Source organism: Flagellimonas lutimaris, assembly GCF_051494225.1.
Taxonomy (GTDB): Bacteria; Bacteroidota; Bacteroidia; order Flavobacteriales; family Flavobacteriaceae; genus Flagellimonas; species Flagellimonas lutimaris_A.
Genome location: NZ_JBNPYE010000015.1, coordinates 20,019 through 39,847, shown reverse-complemented (window position 1 = coordinate 39,847; position 19,829 = coordinate 20,019). Strand labels below are relative to the sequence as shown.

The 19,829-nt window shown below is 39.6% G+C and carries 24 protein-coding genes; 11 read left to right on the top strand and 13 right to left on the bottom strand.

Annotated features, from left to right (window positions below; genetic code table 11):
* Positions 1-2: 2 nt before the first annotated feature.
* From ACQQ5U_RS18725 to ACQQ5U_RS18705, 5 genes are read right to left on the bottom strand one after another with little or no spacing between them, the layout of a single operon-like run.
* Positions 3-995: an AAA family ATPase gene (locus ACQQ5U_RS18725; protein WP_437399903.1), complete on the bottom strand. Its 993-nt coding sequence runs from the start codon at positions 993-995 to the stop codon at positions 3-5.
* A complete protein-coding gene (locus ACQQ5U_RS18720; RefSeq protein WP_437399901.1) occupies positions 985-2,202 on the bottom strand; it encodes a DUF4350 domain-containing protein in 1,218 nt (405 codons plus the stop codon). The genes ACQQ5U_RS18725 and ACQQ5U_RS18720 overlap by 11 nt, the downstream gene beginning before the upstream one ends.
* Entirely contained in the window at positions 2,195-2,926 is a 732-nt protein-coding gene (locus tag ACQQ5U_RS18715; protein ID WP_437399899.1) for a DUF4129 domain-containing protein, read from the bottom strand. Before ACQQ5U_RS18715 ends, ACQQ5U_RS18720 begins: the two co-directional genes overlap by 8 nt.
* Positions 2,927-3,817, bottom strand: a complete 891-nt coding sequence (locus ACQQ5U_RS18710) for a hypothetical protein (protein ID WP_437399897.1) — start codon at positions 3,815-3,817, stop codon at positions 2,927-2,929.
* Complete coding sequence (locus ACQQ5U_RS18705; protein WP_437399895.1) at positions 3,801-4,772, bottom strand: stage II sporulation protein M; 972 nt, start codon at positions 4,770-4,772, stop codon at positions 3,801-3,803. Before ACQQ5U_RS18705 ends, ACQQ5U_RS18710 begins: the two co-directional genes overlap by 17 nt.
* 35 nt (positions 4,773-4,807) lie before the next feature.
* Between ACQQ5U_RS18705 and ACQQ5U_RS18700 the strand changes: the two genes are divergently transcribed.
* The 4 genes from ACQQ5U_RS18700 to ACQQ5U_RS18685 all read left to right on the top strand — a co-directional run bounded on the left by ACQQ5U_RS18700 (position 4,808) and on the right by ACQQ5U_RS18685 (position 7,941).
* Complete coding sequence (locus tag ACQQ5U_RS18700; protein WP_437399893.1) at positions 4,808-5,524, top strand: RDD family protein; 717 nt, start codon at positions 4,808-4,810, stop codon at positions 5,522-5,524.
* 2 nt (positions 5,525-5,526) lie between these two features.
* Positions 5,527-6,138 carry a trimeric intracellular cation channel family protein gene (locus ACQQ5U_RS18695; RefSeq protein WP_437399891.1) on the top strand — a complete coding sequence of 204 codons (612 nt, stop codon included), beginning with the start codon at positions 5,527-5,529 and terminating at the stop codon, positions 6,136-6,138.
* Between the two features lie 157 nt (positions 6,139-6,295).
* A complete protein-coding gene (locus ACQQ5U_RS18690) occupies positions 6,296-7,441 on the top strand; it encodes a hypothetical protein (protein WP_437399889.1) in 1,146 nt (381 codons plus the stop codon).
* Between the two features lie 11 nt (positions 7,442-7,452).
* A complete protein-coding gene (locus ACQQ5U_RS18685; RefSeq protein WP_437399888.1) occupies positions 7,453-7,941 on the top strand; it encodes a hypothetical protein in 489 nt (162 codons plus the stop codon).
* Positions 7,942-7,956: 15 nt separating this feature from the next.
* Here ACQQ5U_RS18685 and ACQQ5U_RS18680 read toward each other — a convergent pair whose 3' ends face one another.
* A complete protein-coding gene (locus ACQQ5U_RS18680; RefSeq protein ID WP_437399887.1) occupies positions 7,957-8,676 on the bottom strand; it encodes a peptidylprolyl isomerase in 720 nt (239 codons plus the stop codon).
* On the opposite strand from ACQQ5U_RS18680, the gene ACQQ5U_RS18675 reads away from it, so the two are divergent.
* Both ACQQ5U_RS18675 and ACQQ5U_RS18670 read left to right on the top strand, forming a co-directional pair.
* Positions 8,675-9,316 carry an NUDIX hydrolase gene (locus ACQQ5U_RS18675; protein WP_437399885.1) on the top strand — a complete coding sequence of 214 codons (642 nt, stop codon included), beginning with the start codon at positions 8,675-8,677 and terminating at the stop codon, positions 9,314-9,316. The genes ACQQ5U_RS18680 and ACQQ5U_RS18675 overlap by 2 nt on opposite strands.
* A 41-nt stretch (positions 9,317-9,357) precedes the next feature.
* Positions 9,358-10,179: a lysophospholipid acyltransferase family protein gene (locus ACQQ5U_RS18670; protein ID WP_437399883.1), complete on the top strand. Its 822-nt coding sequence runs from the start codon at positions 9,358-9,360 to the stop codon at positions 10,177-10,179.
* On the opposite strand, the gene ACQQ5U_RS18665 is transcribed toward ACQQ5U_RS18670, so the two are convergent.
* From ACQQ5U_RS18665 to ACQQ5U_RS18655, 3 genes are all read right to left on the bottom strand, one after another.
* Complete coding sequence (locus ACQQ5U_RS18665) at positions 10,176-10,820, bottom strand: hypothetical protein (RefSeq protein ID WP_437399881.1); 645 nt, start codon at positions 10,818-10,820, stop codon at positions 10,176-10,178. The genes ACQQ5U_RS18670 and ACQQ5U_RS18665 overlap by 4 nt on opposite strands.
* Before the next feature lie 2 nt (positions 10,821-10,822).
* Positions 10,823-11,317: an RNA polymerase sigma factor gene (locus ACQQ5U_RS18660; protein WP_166247415.1), complete on the bottom strand. Its 495-nt coding sequence runs from the start codon at positions 11,315-11,317 to the stop codon at positions 10,823-10,825.
* A 73-nt stretch (positions 11,318-11,390) separates the two neighbouring features.
* Positions 11,391-12,818 (bottom strand): amidohydrolase, encoded by a 1,428-nt coding sequence (locus ACQQ5U_RS18655; protein WP_437399879.1) that lies wholly within the window; start codon positions 12,816-12,818, stop codon positions 11,391-11,393.
* A gap of 100 nt (positions 12,819-12,918) precedes the next feature.
* On the opposite strand from ACQQ5U_RS18655, the gene ACQQ5U_RS18650 reads away from it, so the two are divergent.
* Complete coding sequence (locus ACQQ5U_RS18650) at positions 12,919-14,226, top strand: NAD(P)/FAD-dependent oxidoreductase (RefSeq protein ID WP_437399953.1); 1,308 nt, start codon at positions 12,919-12,921, stop codon at positions 14,224-14,226.
* A 94-nt stretch (positions 14,227-14,320) separates the two neighbouring features.
* Positions 14,321-14,836: a hypothetical protein gene (locus ACQQ5U_RS18645; RefSeq protein ID WP_437399877.1), complete on the top strand. Its 516-nt coding sequence runs from the start codon at positions 14,321-14,323 to the stop codon at positions 14,834-14,836.
* A gap of 6 nt (positions 14,837-14,842) precedes the next feature.
* On the opposite strand, the gene xerD is transcribed toward ACQQ5U_RS18645, so the two are convergent.
* Positions 14,843-15,739 carry a site-specific tyrosine recombinase XerD gene (gene xerD, locus ACQQ5U_RS18640; RefSeq protein ID WP_437399876.1) on the bottom strand — a complete coding sequence of 299 codons (897 nt, stop codon included), beginning with the start codon at positions 15,737-15,739 and terminating at the stop codon, positions 14,843-14,845.
* Positions 15,740-15,968: 229 nt separating this feature from the next.
* Here xerD and ACQQ5U_RS18635 point away from each other — a divergent pair, with 229 nt between their 5' ends.
* From ACQQ5U_RS18635 to aroQ, 3 genes are all read left to right on the top strand, one after another.
* The gene (locus tag ACQQ5U_RS18635) at positions 15,969-16,493 is read left to right on the top strand and encodes a hypothetical protein (RefSeq protein ID WP_437399875.1); all 525 of its coding nucleotides are present in this window, start codon (positions 15,969-15,971) and stop codon (positions 16,491-16,493) included.
* Positions 16,494-16,563: 70 nt separating this feature from the next.
* Positions 16,564-17,019, top strand: coding sequence for a hypothetical protein (locus tag ACQQ5U_RS18630; protein WP_437399874.1), 456 nt, complete (start codon positions 16,564-16,566; stop codon positions 17,017-17,019).
* A 71-nt stretch (positions 17,020-17,090) separates the two neighbouring features.
* On the top strand, positions 17,091-17,507 hold the full coding sequence (gene aroQ / locus ACQQ5U_RS18625) for a type II 3-dehydroquinate dehydratase (protein WP_437399872.1): 417 nt from the start codon (positions 17,091-17,093) through the stop codon (positions 17,505-17,507).
* Here aroQ and ACQQ5U_RS18620 read toward each other — a convergent pair.
* The 3 genes from ACQQ5U_RS18620 to ACQQ5U_RS18610 form a co-directional block, all read right to left on the bottom strand.
* Positions 17,499-17,780 (bottom strand): DUF3817 domain-containing protein, encoded by a 282-nt coding sequence (locus ACQQ5U_RS18620; RefSeq protein WP_437399871.1) that lies wholly within the window; start codon positions 17,778-17,780, stop codon positions 17,499-17,501. The genes aroQ and ACQQ5U_RS18620 overlap by 9 nt on opposite strands.
* Position 17,781: 1 nt before the next feature.
* Entirely contained in the window at positions 17,782-19,173 is a 1,392-nt protein-coding gene (gene lpdA / locus ACQQ5U_RS18615) for a dihydrolipoyl dehydrogenase (RefSeq protein WP_437399870.1), read from the bottom strand.
* A gap of 118 nt (positions 19,174-19,291) precedes the next feature.
* Positions 19,292-19,828 (bottom strand): DUF1572 family protein, encoded by a 537-nt coding sequence (locus ACQQ5U_RS18610; RefSeq protein ID WP_437399868.1) that lies wholly within the window; start codon positions 19,826-19,828, stop codon positions 19,292-19,294.
* Position 19,829 lies beyond the last annotated feature (1 nt).

Here is a 19,829-nt window from a genome sequence, read left to right as displayed (position 1 = left end):
ACCTATCGTGGAATTTCAACGGACTCCATAATCATGGAAACTACATTTTCCGTGGTCATGCCTTCCATTTCTCGTTCTGGGGTCAAGATTACCCTGTGATTAAGTACAGGTACCAAAGCTTTCTTTACATCTTCTGGAATTACAAAATCCCTTCCAGAAATTGCGGCAAAGGCTTTGGCCGCTGTCAAAGTGGCAATGGATGCCCTTGGTGATGCCCCCAGATACAGATGTGGATGGTTTCTGGTTTGCGTGATGATATTGGCGATGTAGTCCAATATTTTTTGCTCGACCACCACTTCATGAATATTCTTCTTGAATTCAACCAATTTTTTAGGGGTAAGTACCGCTTTTATTTGGTCTTGTGGTTTTTCGCCCTTGCGTTCGTGATGGTTCTGAAGAATGACTACTTCTTCCTCAACAGATGGGTAATCCACTTTAATTTTGAAAAGAAAACGGTCCAATTGCGCTTCGGGAAGTGCATAGGTGCCTTCTTGTTCAATGGGGTTTTGGGTGGCCAAAACCATAAAAGGTTGGCCCATTTTATATGTGGTGCCATCCACGGTAGCTTGTCTTTCCTCCATGGTCTCAAAAAGGGCCGCTTGTGTTTTGGCTGGAGCCCGGTTGATTTCATCAATCAAAATGATATTGGAAAAGATGGGACCCTTTTTAAACTCGAATTCCGTGGTCTTAGTGTTGAATACAGAAGTTCCCAGAATATCACTCGGCATTAAATCCGGCGTAAATTGAATACGACTGAATTCCGTTTTTAGTGTTTTTGCAAAGAGTTTGGCGGTCACCGTTTTCGCAATACCTGGAACACCTTCGATCAAAGCATGTCCATCCGCCAGAATTGAAATAATCAGAAGTTCTATAAAGTCTTTTTGACCCACGATTATGGTGGACAATTCTTTTTTTATCTGTTCCACAGTGTTCCTTAGTTCTTCCAAAGGAACCCTATTGTCAAAATTCAGGTCGTTATTTTCGTTATTTTCCATCAACGTTTGCTTTAAATGCTTGTATTTTTTGATTCAGATTCTTTAGTTCGGTCTCGGTCACATGCTGTTTAGCCTTGAGTTTTGAAATCATGCCCATCAAGGTTTTTACATCCTTCAAATCAGTATTGCTTCGAAGGGAAAGACTCCTTAAAAATGTTTCGTCGTCCAAATTTTGGGTAGAAACATGCAGTTTAGATCTGATATATTCCAAAAAGTAATCAATTTTATGTTTGGTTATCAAGGGCAGTTCTCCTTTTTCAAAATACATATCGGCAATAGTCCTCGTAAATGCCAAGGTCTGATTTTTTAAAGGGGTTACAACAGGAATGGCTCGTTGCTTTCGCTTTCCTTCGAAAATTATGTAGATGAGGGCCCCGATCAGGACAAGATAATAGGCCCATTTAAACTCTTTGGTGTTCAAGAATAGATACATGGGGGAGGTATAAAAAGATTTCCCTGATTTATGAAAATTATCCATGTAAATCTGTCCATTCCTACCCAAATAGGACAATAGTCCCGCAGTATATTCTAAGTTATTATCCTTTAGGATAAAGTAATTGGTAAAGGCCTTTGGAAAACTGGTCAAAACAATTTCTCCCTTCCCAAAAGGTTGCTTTATGGAGTTTATATGCTTGGTGGTGGCATTTGTGCTGTCCGATGGGGAATACACTTGGCCAAGAACCGTGGTGCGCAAGGTGTCCAACCGATCAAAACTTGTGGTGTAATAGTCCTTGGTAAATTCAACCCTTTGGTGCTTGATTTTTGGATTGACCAATTCATAATAAAATAGCGGTTCCAAGGTACCATCATTATAAATATTTTGTTGTTCCAAATGCAGGGTGTCCAATAGTTTCTTTTCAAAGGATTTTGAGGCTACAAAAAGCATATTGCCTTTGTCCACCCAATCCAAAAGAGCATTCAATTCTGCTTCTTCAAACGCAACGGATTCATTTATAAATAAATAGGTGCCTTTTATAGAGTCGGTTCGTGTAAGGAATTCAAATGGTGGTTTTTGGATTTGTTGTATTTTATTTGGGAAGTATTTTTCCATTAAATCATTCAACACATAGGTACCATAGGGTATCTTATGGTGGGACACATACGAAGGGAACCAATTGATTTTTTTTGGTTTGTTGTATTCCATGACGAAAATGGCCGCTAGGGTCAAAACTCCGATCACTATGTATATCCATCCTTTTTTAGACATGGGTTATCGCGTTTTTTAAGGATGTAAATACAACTTCAGCTTTTTGATATCGTTCTTGGTCAATATCAAACTCACCGTACCAAACATAATCGTAGAGCAAAGTGGCTTTTCCAAAATCATTTTTGAGATTGCTCTTGGAAAGCTCTTCTATATAATCATCATTTGTTTTTTGTTGTTGCCAGTCAATCAATTCTTTTTCTGAAAGTAATTGTAAGATATAGAGATAGTAATAACGTATGGCCAGTCTATAATTTTTATCTACCAGTGCATTTTCAATCAATTGCTGGATGTCCTCATTTTTGATGATGTGCTCATCTTCGGACAGGGAAACCACATTTGGGTTCTTTTTGTTTTTGCCCATCCCTTGCATATTGGATTTGATAAAAAAACGAATCACCAAATACAGAAACAGTGCAAGGAGCAAATAGGGGAGTATCTCTAAAAACACTGCCAAATAACCTTCGGCATTGCCAACGCCAAAAATCCATTCAAAAAATCGGCGTAAAATATTATAGAACCAATTGGTGATATCGGTCCACCATGTACTTTCGACTTTTACCTCTTCATAATTAAAAGCATCATCACCCTTGTAGGTATCGAGATCTTCTTGGCTAAATTTGATGGGTTTGATATCGGATTCATCATACTTTACCACAGAATCATTTTGGGCAAAAACAATTGTCCATGATAATAGTAGGTATGATAAAATCAGTTTTTTGTGCATCTATTCCTCCGAAGATTTGCCAAGGTTTTCAATGCGCTCAAAAGTACCTGTAAAATTTTTCCTTTCGTTGAGGTTGAAAAATATCATGGAAGTAGCCACTAAAAGAATAATGTTCATAAGGAATTGAACCAGGGTGCTTAAAATATTTAATAAAAGGTAAATAGGGTCGTTAAAAATATTAAAACTCTCAGCATCCATTTCACCAGAAAACACACCCATTTTAATCCATATATAAATGACCGATGGCAAATTAAAAGCATATGAGGCAATAGCGACAATAATGTATACCACAAAAAGTGTTGCGAATGTAATCCACCAATTTTCTTTGATCAAGGTGAAACTATATTGATAGGATTCCATGGCATCCTTTTTAAGGAACACCAAAATGGCAAAGGAAATGGACAAGGGGACGGCGAGATAAATACCAGGTATTACACAAAAAAACACACCCACCATTACCGACAATCCAACTAAAATGCCCAATCCAATCAATGACCAAAAAGAACGGTAGACGCCTTGGCGGATTTCATCAAAATTTGTAGAACCTTGGTTGTTGATATAGGATTTTATGTAATGCAAAACGGTTCCCTGTGCCAGAACATAGGCTGCAATGGAACTGAACATTAAGGCAACAATAGCCAAAATCATAATTATGGGGGAATATAAAGTATTTGGTGTATTGCCAATCATTCCTAAATTAAAAATGTCGCCGATGGTATACATATAAAACCCCATGGAAATCAGCATGACCAAAATATAGGGTCCCACAATTTTTAAAATGGTTCCGAAAAAAGGTTTGAACTGATTTCTAATAAAGGCAAAAGAGTCGGAAAGTATTTCTCCCAATTCGCGCTGCTTTTTAAACTCGATGTAGTTATTGGTTGTCTGCATGGATGGTTTTTCTATGGATTTGGTTTGGATAAATAATGTAATAGAATATGATTAATGACAACGAAGCCAGTATAATGAAAATTGCCAGCCAATCCGGCATTTCGGTATGTCGGGTAACAAAACCTTCCAAAAAACCGGCAATGATAAAAAATGGCACAGTGCTTACCATTATCTTAAGTCCGTTTTTAACGCCCCTTTTAAAAGATTCCAATCGAGTATAAGTACCCGGGAAAAGAATTCCATTGGCCAAAACCAATCCGGCACAGCCTGCAATTATAATTACGGATATTTCTATGGTTCCATGAATCCAGATGGTTCGGGCAGATTCCCAAAGCAGCCCTTTCTCGTAAAAAAAGTACTGGAAACTCCCCAGCATAATACCGTTCTGCAGCATGATGTAGAGGGTTCCGACTCCTAAAAAAATACCAAATGCAAAAGCGTAGATGGCCACCTTAATATTATTAATGGTAATGCCCAAAAACATATTGAATGCTCCTTGTTCTTTGTAAACAGCCATCGGGTCGCCCTTTTCAATGTTCTCCAGCGTCATGTTCACATAGCCGTTGCCTAAGATAGAACGGACAAAGTCGCCCTCGTTGGCTGCCGAAAATGCACCTACGGCTGCAAAAAAGGCAAAAACCAAAAAAGAAATGAGCAATTCGCGGTGGTGTTGCTTGAACATGGTAGGGAACTCCGTTTTCCAAAAATAGACAATACGGTTTCTGGATTCCCGTTTGGTCTTATAGATTTTTTGATGCGCTTGGGAGGCAAGGGTGTTTAAATATATTTGGGTATTGCTCCCAGGGTAAAAAGTCTTGGCATAACTCAGGTGATCGGTGATTTCAATGTACAGATCGGAAAGCTCATCGGGATGAAGCTGCCCTTTATTGATCAGGGCATTTTCAAAAGCGGCCCATTTATCCTTATTTTGCCTAACAAAAGCGGCCTCGCGCATTAGATCCGGTGGTTTGTAAGTAAAGAAACTAAAATATGGAACAATTTCAAATAGAAACGGCCCAAAATATAACCATCAATCAAAACACATCCCACCTTGGTGAGCGCATGTTGGCCTATATTATTGATAGCTTTATTATTGTGTGCTATATTATTTTGGTTGTCGTTTTTTTGGTTTCACTGGATATTGATATTGAGGACCAATGGGCGTTTTATTTGATACTTACGTTACCCGCTTTTTTCTATTATTTGATTTTTGAAACCTTAATGGATGGCAAAACCATTGGGAAAGGAGCAATGAACCTCCGTGTGGTGAAACTGGATGGTTCCAAACCTAATTTTGGCAATTATTTTGTTCGATGGGCACTTCGGATTATTGATGTGAGTCTTACTTCGGGTGGTGGTGCTGTCTTGACTATTTTGATTCGGGGAAAAGGCCAGCGAATCGGGGATATTGCTGCAGGAACCACGGTCATCAGCGAAAAAAAACGGGTATCATTAAAGGACACTTTGTTAAGGGACTTGCCTGAAGACTATAAGCCAACATTTCCTCAGGTAACGGTTTTTAAGGACCAAGAAATGCAGACCATTAAAGAACTCTATGATAAATCCAAATTGAATGGAAACCACAATGTTATTGTTTCATTGGATAAGCGCATTCGTGAAGTATTGGGTGTACAGACTACCTTACAACCTATAGAATTTGTGGACGTGATAATCAAGGATTATAACTACTATACCCAAAAAATGTAATTATGCTTTATCAAACTATCGATATTTTGGGTACAGTAGCTTTCGCTATCTCCGGGGTTTTGGTGGCCATGGAAAAACGCCTGGATTTATTCGGTGTGCTTATCATTGCTTTTGTAACTGCAATCGGGGGTGGTACTCTAAGAGATTTGTTAATTGGTAATACACCTGTTGGTTGGATGCAAGACCTTACTTATGTGATTACCATTTTTATTTCGGTGGTGTTTGCCATCATTTTTGTGAATAAACTCAAATATCTCAGAAAATCATTGTTCTTGTTCGATACCATTGGAATTGGACTTTATACTATGGTAGGGGTGGAAAAAGGCTTGGAAGCTGGATTGTTGCCCATCATATGTATTTTTTTGGGTACCATGACGGCTTGTTTTGGTGGTGTAATACGGGATATACTTTGTAATGAGATACCAGTTATCTTTCGAAAAGAAATCTATGCCACTGCTTGTATATTGGGAGGTGCCAGTTATTTTCTCTTCATTCAGTTTCCAGTTAAGGATAGCTATGCATATATAGCGGCCATTTTGGTAGTAATTGTATTGAGGTTGATTGCGGTTAGGTTTGATGTCCGTTTGCCCAATATTTACAATAAAGAAGCCTAAGGCTTCTATTCCTATCGTTTTTTCAATGTTGGTTAATCATTGTTTAGTACAATTAACTCTTTGTTAATCATTTTTACTTTTTCATTAGTTCTTTCAAACTAAGCTTAGCTCTACATTGGCTCTCAAGCAACCTAAACAACCAATCAACTAAACAGGGATGAGAGCATCACAATCACTAACCTTTACTTTTTTAGGGTTGATTTTATTTTTTGGAATCAATCTGGCAAGCGCTCAAGGCTGCGTTGCCATTAGACATTTTTCCTCTTGTGTGGGGAATACTTTGGAAAACAACTTGCTAGGTCCAGGAGACATTCAAATAGGAAGTAATTACAGATACTTTAAATCCTTTCGCCATTTTAGGGGAACCGAGGAAGAACCCGATAGAGTCGCCAATGGTTCGGAAGTAATCAATCATTCCCATTCTTGGGATTTCTTTTTGACCTATGGTATATCTGATAGGTGGTATGCCAGCATTACCATCCCAACGGTGATCAATACACGCTCTTCTTTGTACGAGCATGGTCGTGATGAACGCAACACCACTTTTTCTCGCGGATTGGCGGATATTCGGGTAGGTGTTGGCTATTGGCTGTTTGATTTGGATAAACACCAAAATGGAAATTTGGCCTTGGGATTCGGTCTTAAATTACCAACCGGCAGCTATAATGCTTCCGATATATTCTATAATGTTGGGCCCGAAGGCGGACCTCAGGTTAGACCTGTAGACCAAAGTATTCAGCCCGGCGATGGTGGTTTTGGAATCACTTTGGATTTTCAATTTTACCAAAAAATTGCAGAACGGTTTTTTGCCTACGGAGGAGGTTTTTACTTGATCAATCCAAGGGAGACCAACGGTACACGCACATTTAGGGAAACTTTAAGTCCTATTTTACAAAATGAGGCCATTATGGCTGTTCCGGACCAGTTTTCGGTTCGAGCAGGATTTAGTCATAGTTTGAGCAATACAATTTCAGCCTCATTGGGAGCTAGGTACGAAGGTGTTCCGGTAAAAGACCTTATCGGCGGAAATGAAGGTTTTAGAAGACCGGGCAATGTACTTTCCATTGATCCGGGCATCGCTTTTATGAAGGACAATTTTTCTCTAAACCTTAATGTGCCCTTTGCCGTGAGAAGGGAACGCCCGCAAAGTGTTACCGACTTGGAAACGCAACAGATGACGGGAGAACCAAGAATGGGGGATGCCGCTTTTGCCGATTATTTGATCAATGTTGGCGTTTCTTACCGATTTGCAAGTAATAAGGTGAAAGTAAACCCAGAGCTCATGGAGGAATTTAAAAACTAAACTTTCTAAAAATGAATAAACAGATTAAAACTAAATTGATGGCAATGGCCATAGGCCTGGTATATTTATGGTTTGGAGCATTAAAATTTGTGCCAAACCTAAGTCCGGCAGAGGATTTGGCAAAGAATACGATTCATCATCTCACCTTTGGATTGATACCCGATAATGTTTCCATAATTTTACTCGCCATTTGGGAAGTGGGTTTGGGTTTTTTGTTGGTTTTTGGATTCTTGCGAAGACAAGCCGTAATACTGGGATTGGTTCATATGGTATGTACTTTTACACCATTATTCTTTTTTCCGAATGATGTATTTGGCGAAGAACCATTATCACTAACTCTTGTGGGGCAATACATCATCAAGAACCTGATAATTATTGTAGCTTTTCTTTCCATTTACGAGAAGAAAGAGGTTGTTCAAAAAGCGCATGCGCAGACAACTGTTCAAAAACAAAGTTCACACTGGATTTTGGCCGGTAAAAACTTATTCAAGAAGGCCTGATATTATTAAAAAGTGTTACAACACTTCAGCTTTTAGAATGTAAATATTTTGCCAAGGCCAATCACCATCCCCTACGGGAACTTTGTTTATGGCATCAACCACATCCATTCCTTCTATAACGCGGCCAAATGGTGTATAAGAACCGTCCAGGTGATAGGAGCCCGGGTCAGTGACTACAATAAAGAATTCGTAGGGAGAGGCCAATTTGTGCGGGTTATCCCTATCGCTACTTGGCATGGAAATGGTTCCTCTATGGTGCTTGTGTCCCTTTCTGGTATCTGGGGGAAGAAGATATCTTCCTATTCTTCCTCGTTTTTTAGAAGTTTTCCGGTCATCGGAGTTTCCACCTTGGATAATAAAGTCTTTTACAACTCTATGAAACTGGGTACTGTCAAAATACTTTTGTCTTGCCAAATAAATAAAATTGGCTTTGTGATACGGTACATCATCATACAATTGTATGGTAAAACTGCCCATGGTGGTAGTGATCTTAACCTTATCTTTTTTTAGCGTTTTTGCATAGTCAAAAAAGAAATCGATGGCATTTTCTTCGGTTAGTTTAAAGGGTTCTTCCTCTTCTTCCACGGCAGTAGTATCCGCTTCGATTTTTGGAACAGTATCTATGTTTGCAATATTTTCCTCAACTTTGTCTTTCTCCTTCTTAGGGGATTCTCCACAGGAAACGAATAAAAGAAATAATATACTTGTAGTTAAAGCCGATTGTCTCAACAGCATGGATTTTAATGAATTTTGTCAACTTGCTCTAAAATTAAAAAATCTCCCACTTCCTGGAGAAGTTTCCCATAATAAAATGTCACCTGAGCTCCGCACTCAATGGTTGAAGGAAAATAAGGTACAAGATATAAACGCCAAGAGAGCTGGGGTTATGGCATTGTTCTATCCAGATGTTAATCAAGAAACTCGTTTGCTTTTAATTTTGAGAAAGGTGTACCAAGGAGTGCATTCCAACCAGATTGGATTTCCAGGAGGAAAGGTGGAGGAGTATGACAAAGACTTAATGGATACTGCATTGAGGGAAACACATGAGGAAGTTGGTGTTCCCCCCACCAAAGTTGAGGTTATCAAAGAATTGAGCGAAGTATATATTCCACCGAGCAATTTTTTGGTAAGACCCTACATCGGGATTTATCCCAATCCACAACCCTTTATTAAGGAAGAAAACGAAGTGGAAAGCCTTGTAGAGGTGTATCTCAGGGATTTTTTGGATGATTCCAACCATATTCAAGAAATATTGAGTACATCCTATGCAAAAAATATAAATGTACCTGCCTTTAAATTAAATGGTTACACCGTTTGGGGTGCCACAGCTATGATGTTGAGCGAAATCAAGGAGCTCTTACGGCAAGTGCTTTGATGCCGATTTTGTAAATTTGCAGATAACAACCAACACTACATATGGGCCTTTTTAAGAAAAATCCTTTTGGACATATTTTATTTTTTAAACGATGGCTGATTCGCATTGCTGGTATGATGACGCACCAACGATACAAAGGGTTTAATACACTAGAGATTGAAGGGTCGCAGATTATCCGTGAGCTTCCTGAGAATAATGTACTTTTTGTGAGCAACCACCAGACTTACTTTGCGGATGTTGTGGCCATGTTCCATGTGTTCAATGCCAGTTTAAAGGGAAGAGATGATACTATAAAGAATTTGGCCTATCTCTGGAATCCTAAACTGAATATTTACTACGTGGCGGCCAAAGAGACCATGAAAAAAAGTCTATTGACCAAAATTTTGGCCTATGCAGGTTCCATAAGTATTGAAAGAACATGGAGGGCCGATGGTCAAAATGTGAACCGACAGGTGAAGTTCAGTGATATTTCCAATATTGGCAAGGCTTTGGACGATGGATGGGTAATTACTTTTCCTCAAGGGACTACTACGCCTTGGAAACCCTTGCGAAAAGGTACGGCCCACATTATTAAAAAATACAAACCTGTTGTGGTACCTGTAGTTATTGATGGGTTCCGTCGTTCTTTTGATAAAAAGGGGCTTCGCGTTAAAAAGAAGGGAATTCTGCAATCCATGCAGATAAAAGAACCCTTGGAGATTGATTACGATAATGAATCCATAGATGCCATATTGGAAAAACTGGAATATGCCATTGAACAGCATCCATCTTTCCTAAAAGTAATTCCACAAAAAGAACTTCTTGCTTACGAAGAGGAAAACCAAAAAAGGCGTTACAGTTACAAGGGTAAGTTGGATAATTAGACTTCTAACCTTTTAAGCTCGTTATAGTTTTTTCTTAACTTTTTCAGTAAGATGCCGTAAAGGAGTTTGTAGAATAGCCAAATTATAAGTAAGATTATAGCCGTAATTGCTATGGATGTAATGATAATCATTCCCCAAAAAGCTGTGGTATTACCATCTTGAGCAGCTGTTTCAACTATTTCTAGACCTTCTGGAGTATATAGCAAAACACCATAAGCATAAATAATAGCACTAATAGTAAATATGATAAGATTGAACCATACATACTGCGTTACGGTTCGTTTTACTTTTAGTATGGTCTTCATCAAATTTCTGGATGAATCCGTGAAGGAGATTTTTTTATAATTGATGTAAAATTTATAGATAAAGTAAAGAATAATGGCGTAGTTGATGATGTTGATACCCATTACCACTTTATAAATGTGCATGGCCTTAAGCTCTTGCATGGTCTCCGGACCATTAAAAATAATATTGATACCTGCCCAAAAAACAAATTCTATGATACTGATATAAAAAATCCATTTAACTAAGGACGATGACTTTTTCTTGATCATCGGATAAATTTGCTCATAGGACAGTTTGGGAAGGTCTGCTTCCCGCTTCTGCCAATCCTTTTTCAAGAGCTCCAGTTCATCCATCATAATTAAGGATTTAATATGGTTCTTAATTTATTTTTCACCCGACTCATCTTCACTCTCGCATTTACTTCGGAAATACCCAAAGTTTCGGCTATCTCGGAATAATCCTTGTCTTCCAGATATAGAAAAACCAAAGCTTTGTCAATATCGCCAAGTTGTTTGACGGCATCGTACATCAATTTTAATTGTCGTTCCTCGGTATCATCATAATCAGTAGCCTTGATTTTATATAGAACCGAGTCAAAATCTTGGGTTTTCACCCTTTTTTTCGACTTTCTGTACAATGTAATAGCCGTATTCAATGCAACACGATACATCCATGTGCTAAACTTGGCATCGCCCCGAAACTTTGGGTATGCTTTCCACAACTGAATAGTGATTTCTTGGAACAGATCGTTATGGGAATCCTTGTCGTTGGTATATAGGCTACATACCTTATGGACAATATTTTGATTGTCCTCAAGTTCCGTCACAAAACGATGTTCCAGTTCTTTGTTCACTAAGCGGTTGGTAAATTTGCTTTATTTATAAGTGTATATAAAGCAACTTTTGTTACAGTGTTCGATAAAAATTCTATTTACGGTAGTCCAAAGCCGGTGGTCTGTTGCCAAGCATTGGAATATATTTGAAATCTTTTCCTCGACGTTCCTCCAACTCCTTTTTGGCAGCCTCCACTGTTTTTGGATTCTCAAAAATATCCATAGCAGTAAGTGCCAGAGTCTTTGCAGCGACCATCATTCCTTTGGAACCGATGCTCATACCGCCGGCAGCTACAGCTTGCCAGCTATGGGCAGGTGTTCCGGGAACCCAAGTGGCAGTTCCTAAGCCTGCGGTGGGTACGGTATAGCTAACATCACCTACATCGGTGGAGCCATATGCACGTGCAGTTTCTCTATAAGGTTGAATTTTTTCAGCGGAAGAGATTTCTGGGGCACCTTTGCCCAAAGTCGCCGATATTTTTTCTGCAAAAGCTTTTTCTTCTTCGTTATAGGTGACACCACCAACTTTTTCCAAATTGTCGAACATTATTTTTTGAACAGTCAAGTTGGGCAAAAGTTCATGGGTTCCTCCGATCATTTCATATTCCATAGTCGTTCCGGTACCCAAGGCAGCTCCTTCGGCTGCTTTTACGATTCTATCAAAAATGTCGATGACCACATCTCTGGAGTTATGACGTGCAAAGTAATAAACTTCGGCAAAATCCGGAACTACGTTGGGGGCTTTACCGCCATTGGTAATCACGTAGTGGATTCTGGCTTCTTGCGGAATGTGCTCTCGCATCATGTTTACCATGGCATCCATGGCTTCCACGCCATCCAATGCGGAGCGTCCTTTATCAGGTGCTCCTGCCGCGTGGGCCGAAATCCCATAAAATCTAAATTTGGCAGACTTATTGGCCAAAGCGGCACCAGCGCTTGCGGCATTTGCGGAACCTGGGTGCCAGTGTAAGGCTACATCCACATCATCAAAAACACCTTCACGGACCATATAAACTTTTCCTGATCCACCTTCTTCTGCCGGACATCCGTAAAAACGTATTGTTCCTTTGATATTGTTGGTTTCCATCCAATTCTTTACTGAAATGGCCGCTGCGGTGGATGCCGTACCAAAAAGATGATGCCCGCATGCATGACCGGCAGCTTTTCCTGCTGATTTTTTCTCGGGAACAGCCTGTTGTGATAGTCCAGGTAGGGCATCATACTCTCCCAAAATACCAATTACAGGATAACCAGAACCATACTCGGCCTTAAAAGCAGTCGGAATTCCGGCAATACCTTTTTCTATGGTAAAGCCTTCATTTGAAAGGGTTTCTTGCAAAAGGGCGGAGCTTTGCTCTTCCAAATACCCCATTTCGGCAAGGTTCCAAATATTATGAGCAATCTTACTGTACTTTTCCGATTTTGAATCCAAATCCTTGATTACGTCATTTTTCTTTTTTTGGGAATAAACACCCAAGGTGCACAAAAGAAGTAAGGCACCTAACGGGAGAATTTTTTTCATTTGTTGAAGTTTTTTGAGTTAGACACTAAAGATACAAAAAAACCAACCCTGACATGATCCGCAGTGCACGGGAATACTTAAATTTGTTGATATGTCGAGAATGAATATTCCTCAGTCCAGTTATCCAAGAGTCGTTATAGTGGGCGGCGGTTTTGGAGGTATTGCCCTAGCAAAAAAATTAAGCAAGAAGGAAGCCCAGGTGGTTTTGTTGGATAAACATAATTACCACAACTTTCAACCTTTACTTTATCAAGTGTCCACAGGAGGATTGGAACCCGATTCCATCGCATACCCTATTAGGAAAGTGTTGCAGGGGTATCCTAATTTCTTTTTTAGGTTGGCCCAAGTGCAAGAGGTGAAAACCGATACTAAAAGAATCAAAACCAATATTGGTGAAATTTTTTATGACTATCTAGTTGTTGCTACCGGCTCGGAAACCAATTTTTTTGGCAATAAAAGTATTGAGAGCAAGGGGATGGCCATGAAAACCATTCCTCAATCCTTGAATTTACGTAGCTTGATTCTGGAAAATTTTGAACAAGCACTTTTAACCGATGACCTTCACGAACGTGATGGCTTAATGAACTTTGTAATTGTTGGAGGTGGCCCTACCGGAGTGGAATTGGCAGGAGCTCTGGCGGAGATAAAAAAAGGAATACTTCCCAAGGACTATCCAGATTTGGATACACGTAGGGCACAAATAAATTTGGTGCAAAGCGGTGACAGAATTTTACCGGCAATGAGCACACAAGCTTCGGAAAAGGCTGAAAAATTTTTGGAGAACCTTGGAGTAAATGTGTGGAAAAATATACGGGTCACGGATTATGATGGGCAAAAAGTATCCACAGATTCCAATACCGAGTTCAAAGCAGAAACCTTGGTTTGGGCTGCGGGAGTAAAGGCAGTGTGCATAAAAGGGTTAAATGCGAAAGAACTCCTTTGCAAGGGAGATCGGATAAAAGTGAACGAGTATCATCAAGTTATTGGTGTGGAAGATGTTTTCGCCATCGGGGATGTTGCGCAAATGGAGACCGATAAATTCCCACATGGACACCCTATGATGGCCCAACCAGCCATACAGCAAGGAAGAAACCTTGGAGACAATTTGGTGCGCTTGATGGAAAACAAACCTATGAATCCTTTTGTATATAAAGATAAAGGCAGTATGGCCACGGTAGGAAGGAACAAAGCCGTGGTGGATATGCCCAAATTCAGGTTTCAAGGGGTGTTTGCCTGGTTTGTATGGATGTTTGTGCATTTGTATTTCCTAATAGGTTTTAGGAATAGGGTAGTGGTCTTTATCAATTGGGTTTATAATTATATTAGGTTCGACCGTGAAGCGCGTCTAATCATTCGGCCTTTCAAAAAACAAAACAGGGTAGAGAAAGATACTTTAATGCAGGACTAATTTAATATCCTGGGGTTCGGTATCAAGGTTAAAGTTTAGCTAATAGCTATGGTGGATTGGTAGCACTTTGGTAAATTGTAGTAAAACACTTACCATGTTCAAGCCAACTTTTTTCCTCATACCATTTTGGGTATTGTTTTTTGGTCTGTCATTGCAGGCCCAAAACCCCTCCAGTAGCTCCAAAATAACGGAGTCACCTATTTATATCGAAGGATTTAATTACCCCAAATTTGATAAATTATCCCATTATGGATGGTTCAATATTGGTTATGAAATATTTGACGGCACGGAACTGCAAGTTATAGGGGAACACTATCGAAGATACAATGCGGATAGATTTAGTTTGGGCACACAACTTAGACAACAAATTACGGAGAAACTATACTTAATTGGTGGATATCAAAAAGAATGGGACCTCTACAACAAGGACCGGGGATATCCAAACCCAATCCCACGTCAAGAAATCTTTTTGGGCACGGATTACCAAGTTCAGGAGAATATGTTTATGGAAGTGAAAATGGTTCACCCTATTAAAGAATCCGATTTTTACAGTATAGGGCTTGAGGGTGTGCGAACGCGACTAGAAATGGGAACCCGTTTGAAATTTTGAGAATGTTCACCTTCTTGGATGAAACTCCTTTAGTACTTTGGTCAAATGGGTGCGGTTTACATGCATATATACCTCGGTAGTAGTAATGCTTTCATGACCCAACATTTGTTGAATTGCCCTAAGGTCGGCACCATTTTCTAACAAATGGGTCGCAAAAGAGTGCCGAAAGGTGTGCGGACTAATATTCTTTTTCAATCCTATTTCTTCTGCCAATCGTTTAACAATGGTGAAAATCATCGCACGGGTCAATTGTTTGCCCCGTCGGTTTAAGAAAACAAAATCCTCATGCTCTTTTTTTATGGGGAGGTGCACCCTTACCTCTTTCCAATAAATATTGATGTATTTTTGGTTTACATCACTGATCGGAACAAAGCGTTGTTTGTTTCCTTTGCCCGTTACTTTTATAAAATCCTCATCAAAATAAAGGTCGGATAGTTTTAGGTTGATTAGTTCCGATACCCGAAGGCCACAACCATAAAGAGTTTCCAAAATGGCCCTGTTCCTCTCACCTTCTGGTTTGGAAAGGTCAATGGCGGCAATCAATTTGTTTATTTCATCTTCGGAAAGCGTGTCGGGCAACTTTCTTCCAATTTTTGGGGTTTCTATCAAATCCATTGGATTGTCTTCCCGATAATCTTCAAAAACCAGGTAATTAAAGAATCCTTTTAGCCCGGATATAATGCGTGCCTGTGTTCTTGGATTGACAATTTTGGCGATTTCATAAATGAACTGTTGCACCGTGTTCCTTTTTATTTCTGTTGGTTTTTCATTTATGCAATTCTCATCAAGGTAACCAGCTAATTTTTGAAGGTCCAATGAATAATTGGAAATGGAGTTTTGCGAAAGTCCGCGCTCTATCTTCAAATAATTTTGATAGTCTGTAATTGCTTGTTGCCAGTTCATACTTTCAAATATAATGACATTACCTTATCAAGATTGATTTTAAGCCTGCTTTGGTCAATCCAAAAGGCACTTTGGTCAATTGGGAGTTTTAAAAATCCAAGGGTTTCAATACATTTCCGTCGTAAATAGAAGGGATGAAAAATGTATAAATGCTCATTTTGTAGGAAATTTACATCAAAGGACACTTTTTCCATAATGATAGCGTTCTGATGTTAATAAAATTTTAACAATGAAGAAAAAGACATTCTTATTGGTAGCTATAGCGTTGGTTGCCTTCAGTTTTTCGACCGTAGCCCAACGAGTCGACCGGACAAGTTTTAAAGCCGGAATTCATGCAGGAGTCCCCTTCGGTGATATTTCTGATTATTCAAACTTTGAAATAGGGCTCGATTTAGGGTATCATTGGGCAGTTTCTGAATTGGTGGATGTAGGGTTGTCAACTGGATTTATGAATGCCTTCATCAATAATGATACAGTAGATTTTGGACCTGTGGTTGTAGAGGGAGACTTTCCAAACATCCAATATGTTCCCGTAGCAGCTGTGTTTAGATTATACCCAACCTACGATTTTAAATTGGGCGCAGATGTAGGTTATGCGGTTGGAGTAAATGATGGGAATACAGGGGGATTTTATGTAAGACCCATGATTGGAGCCAATATAAGTGGTAACACCGAACTGAACATTTCTTACGTTAAAGTAAGTGATGATTATGATTTTTCAATGGCGGCATTGGGAATACTGTTTTTATTTTAAGAAAGCATTACTGTTTAACCCCAAATCTTACAGTAAATCATGAATATTAACCATTAATTACATTTTAAAAATGAAAAAATTACTTTTAGTTTTTGCATTTATTATGCTGGGAAATTTGGCTGTTAAGGCCCAAACTAGTTATAGGGCAGCTCTAGGTTTGGGGATTGATGCTATAGACAATGCAACTTTTGTGGGTGCAACCGGAAAATATTTTTTTACCGGAAACCATGTTGGCCAGGTCGATTTGGGCTTTGAGAACGATGCCACCATGATTACCGTGTTGTATTCATACCATAAATCGTTTAATGGCGCCCCTGGATTGAGATGGTATGCAGGTGCCGGTCCAAGTATCATTCTTTGGGAAGGAAGCAACACTTTTGCACTTCGACCCCATTTGGGCTTGGATTATAAAATAAACGGAGTTCCTTTTGTAATCAATTTTGATTGGAGACCGGCCATTGTACTTGGCGACGGGAGCAATGAAGTCGGTGCTTTCGGATTAGGAATACAATTTGCTTTTGATTAAAAGTATTGATATTGTGCATGTGAAAGGGTGGAATTTTTCCACCCTTTCCTTTTTATTGTATTTTTGATTGCATGAAACTAATGATCATTAACGGACCCAACCTTAATCTTTTGGGAAAACGTGAGCCCGAAGTTTATGGGAGCACCACTTTCGAGGATTATTTTAAACAACTTCAGGAAAAGTTTTCCGATGTGGAGCTAGCATATTATCAATCCAATATTGAGGGTGAACTTATTGGTAAAATACAAGAAGTAGGTTTTGATTATGATGGCATTATCCTCAATGCGGCCTCATATACTCATACTTCTGTTGGTATCGGGGATGCGGTAAAGGCTGTGGAAACTCCCGTTGTAGAGGTGCATATTTCCAACACACACCAACGTGAGGAATATCGCCATGTGTCTTATATATCGCCAGGGGCCAAAGGTGTTATCCTGGGATTTGGACTCCAGAGCTACGATCTGGCCATCCAGAGTTTCTTAGGCTAAAATCTTCAAGTATTTTTTATCGGCGTAGAAAGTTCCGAAGGGTAGGAGAGATGCTATAAAGAGAACAATGAATCTTTTTAGGTTCCATTTTCTTTCCCTGCAAAAAACTATGGCCACCACTACATATAGAATAAACAATATTCCATGTGCCATTCCAACAACTTGGTTCGGTTCAGGAATATCTGCCCAATGCTTTAACGGCATGGTCATTCCGAAAAGGAGTAGATAGGAAATACCTTCTAAAATAGCAGTGGCCCTAAAAAGTTTCAGCATACTATAGGTGGATTACTTCATCATAAGCATCAGCAACGGCTTCCATTACCGCTTCGCTCATGGTTGGATGTGGATGAACTGCTTTTAATATTTCGTGACCTGTGGTCTCCAATTTACGTGCAACCACCGCTTCGGCAATCATATCGGTTACGCCTACACCGATCATGTGGCAACCTAACCACTCGCCGTATTTGGCATCGAAAATAACTTTTACAAAACCATCCGGGGTTCCTGCAGCTTTTGCCTTACCACTGGCAGAGAAAGGAAACTTACCAATTTTAAGTTCGTATCCTTTTTCTTTGGCTTGCTTCTCCGTCAATCCTACAGAAGCTATTTCGGGAATACAATACGTACATCCTGGAATGTTGCCATAATCCAAAGCTTCCACATGCATTCCTGCCAATTTTTCCACACAAAGGATTCCTTCTGCAGAGGCAACGTGTGCCAAGGCCTGTCCAGGTGTAATATCACCAATGGCATGGTAGCCTGGAATGTTGGTCTGGTAGTAGTCGTTCACCAATACTTTATCTCTGTCCGTGGCAATTCCAACATCTTCCAAACCTATGTTTTCAATGTTGGTTTTGATTCCAACGGCAGATAGGACAATGTCAGCTTCTAGAACTTCTTCGCCTTTTTTGGTTTTTACGGTAGCCTTTACGCCATCACCAGAGGTATCAACTTTGGTAACTTCGGCCGAAGTCTTGATCTTTACGCCTGATTTTTTGAAGCTACGCTCCAATTGCTTGGAGATATCTTCGTCTTCAACAGGGACAATGTTCGGCATATATTCCACTACGGTAACCTCTGTACCCATGGAGTGATAGAAATAAGCGAACTCCATTCCAATGGCACCACTACCTACCACGATCATTTTCTTGGGCTGCTTTTTCAAGGACATGGCCTCACGGTATCCGATTACCTTTTCCCCATCTTGTGGAAGACTAGGTAATTCCCGGCTTCGTGCCCCTGTGGCAATTATAATATTATCGGCAGAATACTCTGTGGTATCTCCGTTTTCAGCCTTTACTTCAACTTTTTTGCCCGGTTTTACCTTTCCAACTCCATTGATGACCTCAATCTTGTTCTTCTTCATCAAGAATTGAACGCCCTTGCTCATTCCCTCGGCAACACCGCGGCTTCTCTTTACAACGGCATCAAAATCATAACTTACATTTTCGGCACTCAAACCGTAGTCTTCGGCGTGCTTTAAATATTCGAATACCTGAGCGGATTTAAGAAGGGCCTTGGTTGGAATGCACCCCCAGTTAAGACATACACCTCCCAAACTTTCTTTTTCTATAATGGCTGTTTTGAAACCTAATTGTGATGCCCTGATTGCAGTAACATATCCACCTGGACCACTTCCCAAAACAATTATATCGAACTTGCTCATTAGATTTTGATTTTAGTTGTTAGATTAGAAACCTGCCTTTATTGGCAGGTGCAAAAGTACATAAATCAATGCCCAAATCCCAAGTTGAAAAAACCGAAATGTTGATTAGTTTGTGAAATCAATGTTTACCTGTTCCGAACATCTTTTTATTGAAGGCCTTGGATGCTCCCTTTGGAATGGATAAGGATGTCCATTTACTACCTTTGATCATTCTGCCAATAAATGCAATTTGTCCAACGTGATTGGCATAATGTGCTAGCTGGCGGTTAATAGCCTCAACAATGGTGTGTTCTTCTCTTCGAATGGTGATTTTGTTCTGGAAATTAGTGGTGTCAATTTGTGATAGAGCATCAAAAAGACATTCCCAGCCCTTTTCCCAAGCTGTAATCATTTCTACTTTGGTTAAAAATGGCTTTTCAAACTCCAAATCCCGCTCACGCCAAGATTTTTCTCCATCCTCCGTTAGAAAATTGGTCCATCGGCTCAACATATTGCCGACCATATGCTTTACAATAATAGCTATGGAATTATCAGTTTCTGCGTATTTCCAATGGATGTCGTCATCCGATATTTGGGCAAAGGTTTTATCGCCCATGCTTTTATACCGTTGGAACTCAAAGATTACACTTTTGAGATAATTCTCTTGGAAATTCATT

Bases quoted from the DNA above. Each gene is read 5' to 3' on its own strand.
- ACQQ5U_RS18725 (WP_437399903.1), bottom strand. From the start codon at position 995: ATGGAAAATAACGAAAATAACGACCTGAATTTTGACAATAGGGTTCCT.
- ACQQ5U_RS18720 (WP_437399901.1), bottom strand. From the start codon at position 2,202: ATGTCTAAAAAAGGATGGATATACATAGTGATCGGAGTTTTGACCCTA.
- ACQQ5U_RS18715 (WP_437399899.1), bottom strand. From the start codon at position 2,926: ATGCACAAAAAACTGATTTTATCATACCTACTATTATCATGGACAATT.
- ACQQ5U_RS18710 (WP_437399897.1), bottom strand. From the start codon at position 3,817: ATGCAGACAACCAATAACTACATCGAGTTTAAAAAGCAGCGCGAATTG.
- ACQQ5U_RS18705 (WP_437399895.1), bottom strand. From the start codon at position 4,772: ATGCGCGAGGCCGCTTTTGTTAGGCAAAATAAGGATAAATGGGCCGCT.
- ACQQ5U_RS18700 (WP_437399893.1), top strand. From the start codon at position 4,808: ATGGAACAATTTCAAATAGAAACGGCCCAAAATATAACCATCAATCAA.
- ACQQ5U_RS18695 (WP_437399891.1), top strand. From the start codon at position 5,527: ATGCTTTATCAAACTATCGATATTTTGGGTACAGTAGCTTTCGCTATC.
- ACQQ5U_RS18690 (WP_437399889.1), top strand. From the start codon at position 6,296: ATGAGAGCATCACAATCACTAACCTTTACTTTTTTAGGGTTGATTTTA.
- ACQQ5U_RS18685 (WP_437399888.1), top strand. From the start codon at position 7,453: ATGAATAAACAGATTAAAACTAAATTGATGGCAATGGCCATAGGCCTG.
- ACQQ5U_RS18675 (WP_437399885.1), top strand. From the start codon at position 8,675: ATGGATTTTAATGAATTTTGTCAACTTGCTCTAAAATTAAAAAATCTC.
- ACQQ5U_RS18680 (WP_437399887.1), bottom strand. From the start codon at position 8,676: ATGCTGTTGAGACAATCGGCTTTAACTACAAGTATATTATTTCTTTTA.
- ACQQ5U_RS18670 (WP_437399883.1), top strand. From the start codon at position 9,358: ATGGGCCTTTTTAAGAAAAATCCTTTTGGACATATTTTATTTTTTAAA.
- ACQQ5U_RS18665 (WP_437399881.1), bottom strand. From the start codon at position 10,820: ATGATGGATGAACTGGAGCTCTTGAAAAAGGATTGGCAGAAGCGGGAA.
- ACQQ5U_RS18655 (WP_437399879.1), bottom strand. From the start codon at position 12,818: ATGAAAAAAATTCTCCCGTTAGGTGCCTTACTTCTTTTGTGCACCTTG.
- ACQQ5U_RS18650 (WP_437399953.1), top strand. From the start codon at position 12,919: ATGAATATTCCTCAGTCCAGTTATCCAAGAGTCGTTATAGTGGGCGGC.
- ACQQ5U_RS18645 (WP_437399877.1), top strand. From the start codon at position 14,321: ATGTTCAAGCCAACTTTTTTCCTCATACCATTTTGGGTATTGTTTTTT.
- xerD (WP_437399876.1), bottom strand. From the start codon at position 15,739: ATGAACTGGCAACAAGCAATTACAGACTATCAAAATTATTTGAAGATA.
- ACQQ5U_RS18635 (WP_437399875.1), top strand. From the start codon at position 15,969: ATGAAGAAAAAGACATTCTTATTGGTAGCTATAGCGTTGGTTGCCTTC.
- ACQQ5U_RS18630 (WP_437399874.1), top strand. From the start codon at position 16,564: ATGAAAAAATTACTTTTAGTTTTTGCATTTATTATGCTGGGAAATTTG.
- aroQ (WP_437399872.1), top strand. From the start codon at position 17,091: ATGAAACTAATGATCATTAACGGACCCAACCTTAATCTTTTGGGAAAA.
- ACQQ5U_RS18620 (WP_437399871.1), bottom strand. From the start codon at position 17,780: ATGCTGAAACTTTTTAGGGCCACTGCTATTTTAGAAGGTATTTCCTAT.
- lpdA (WP_437399870.1), bottom strand. From the start codon at position 19,173: ATGAGCAAGTTCGATATAATTGTTTTGGGAAGTGGTCCAGGTGGATAT.
- ACQQ5U_RS18610 (WP_437399868.1), bottom strand. From the start codon at position 19,828: ATGAATTTCCAAGAGAATTATCTCAAAAGTGTAATCTTTGAGTTCCAA.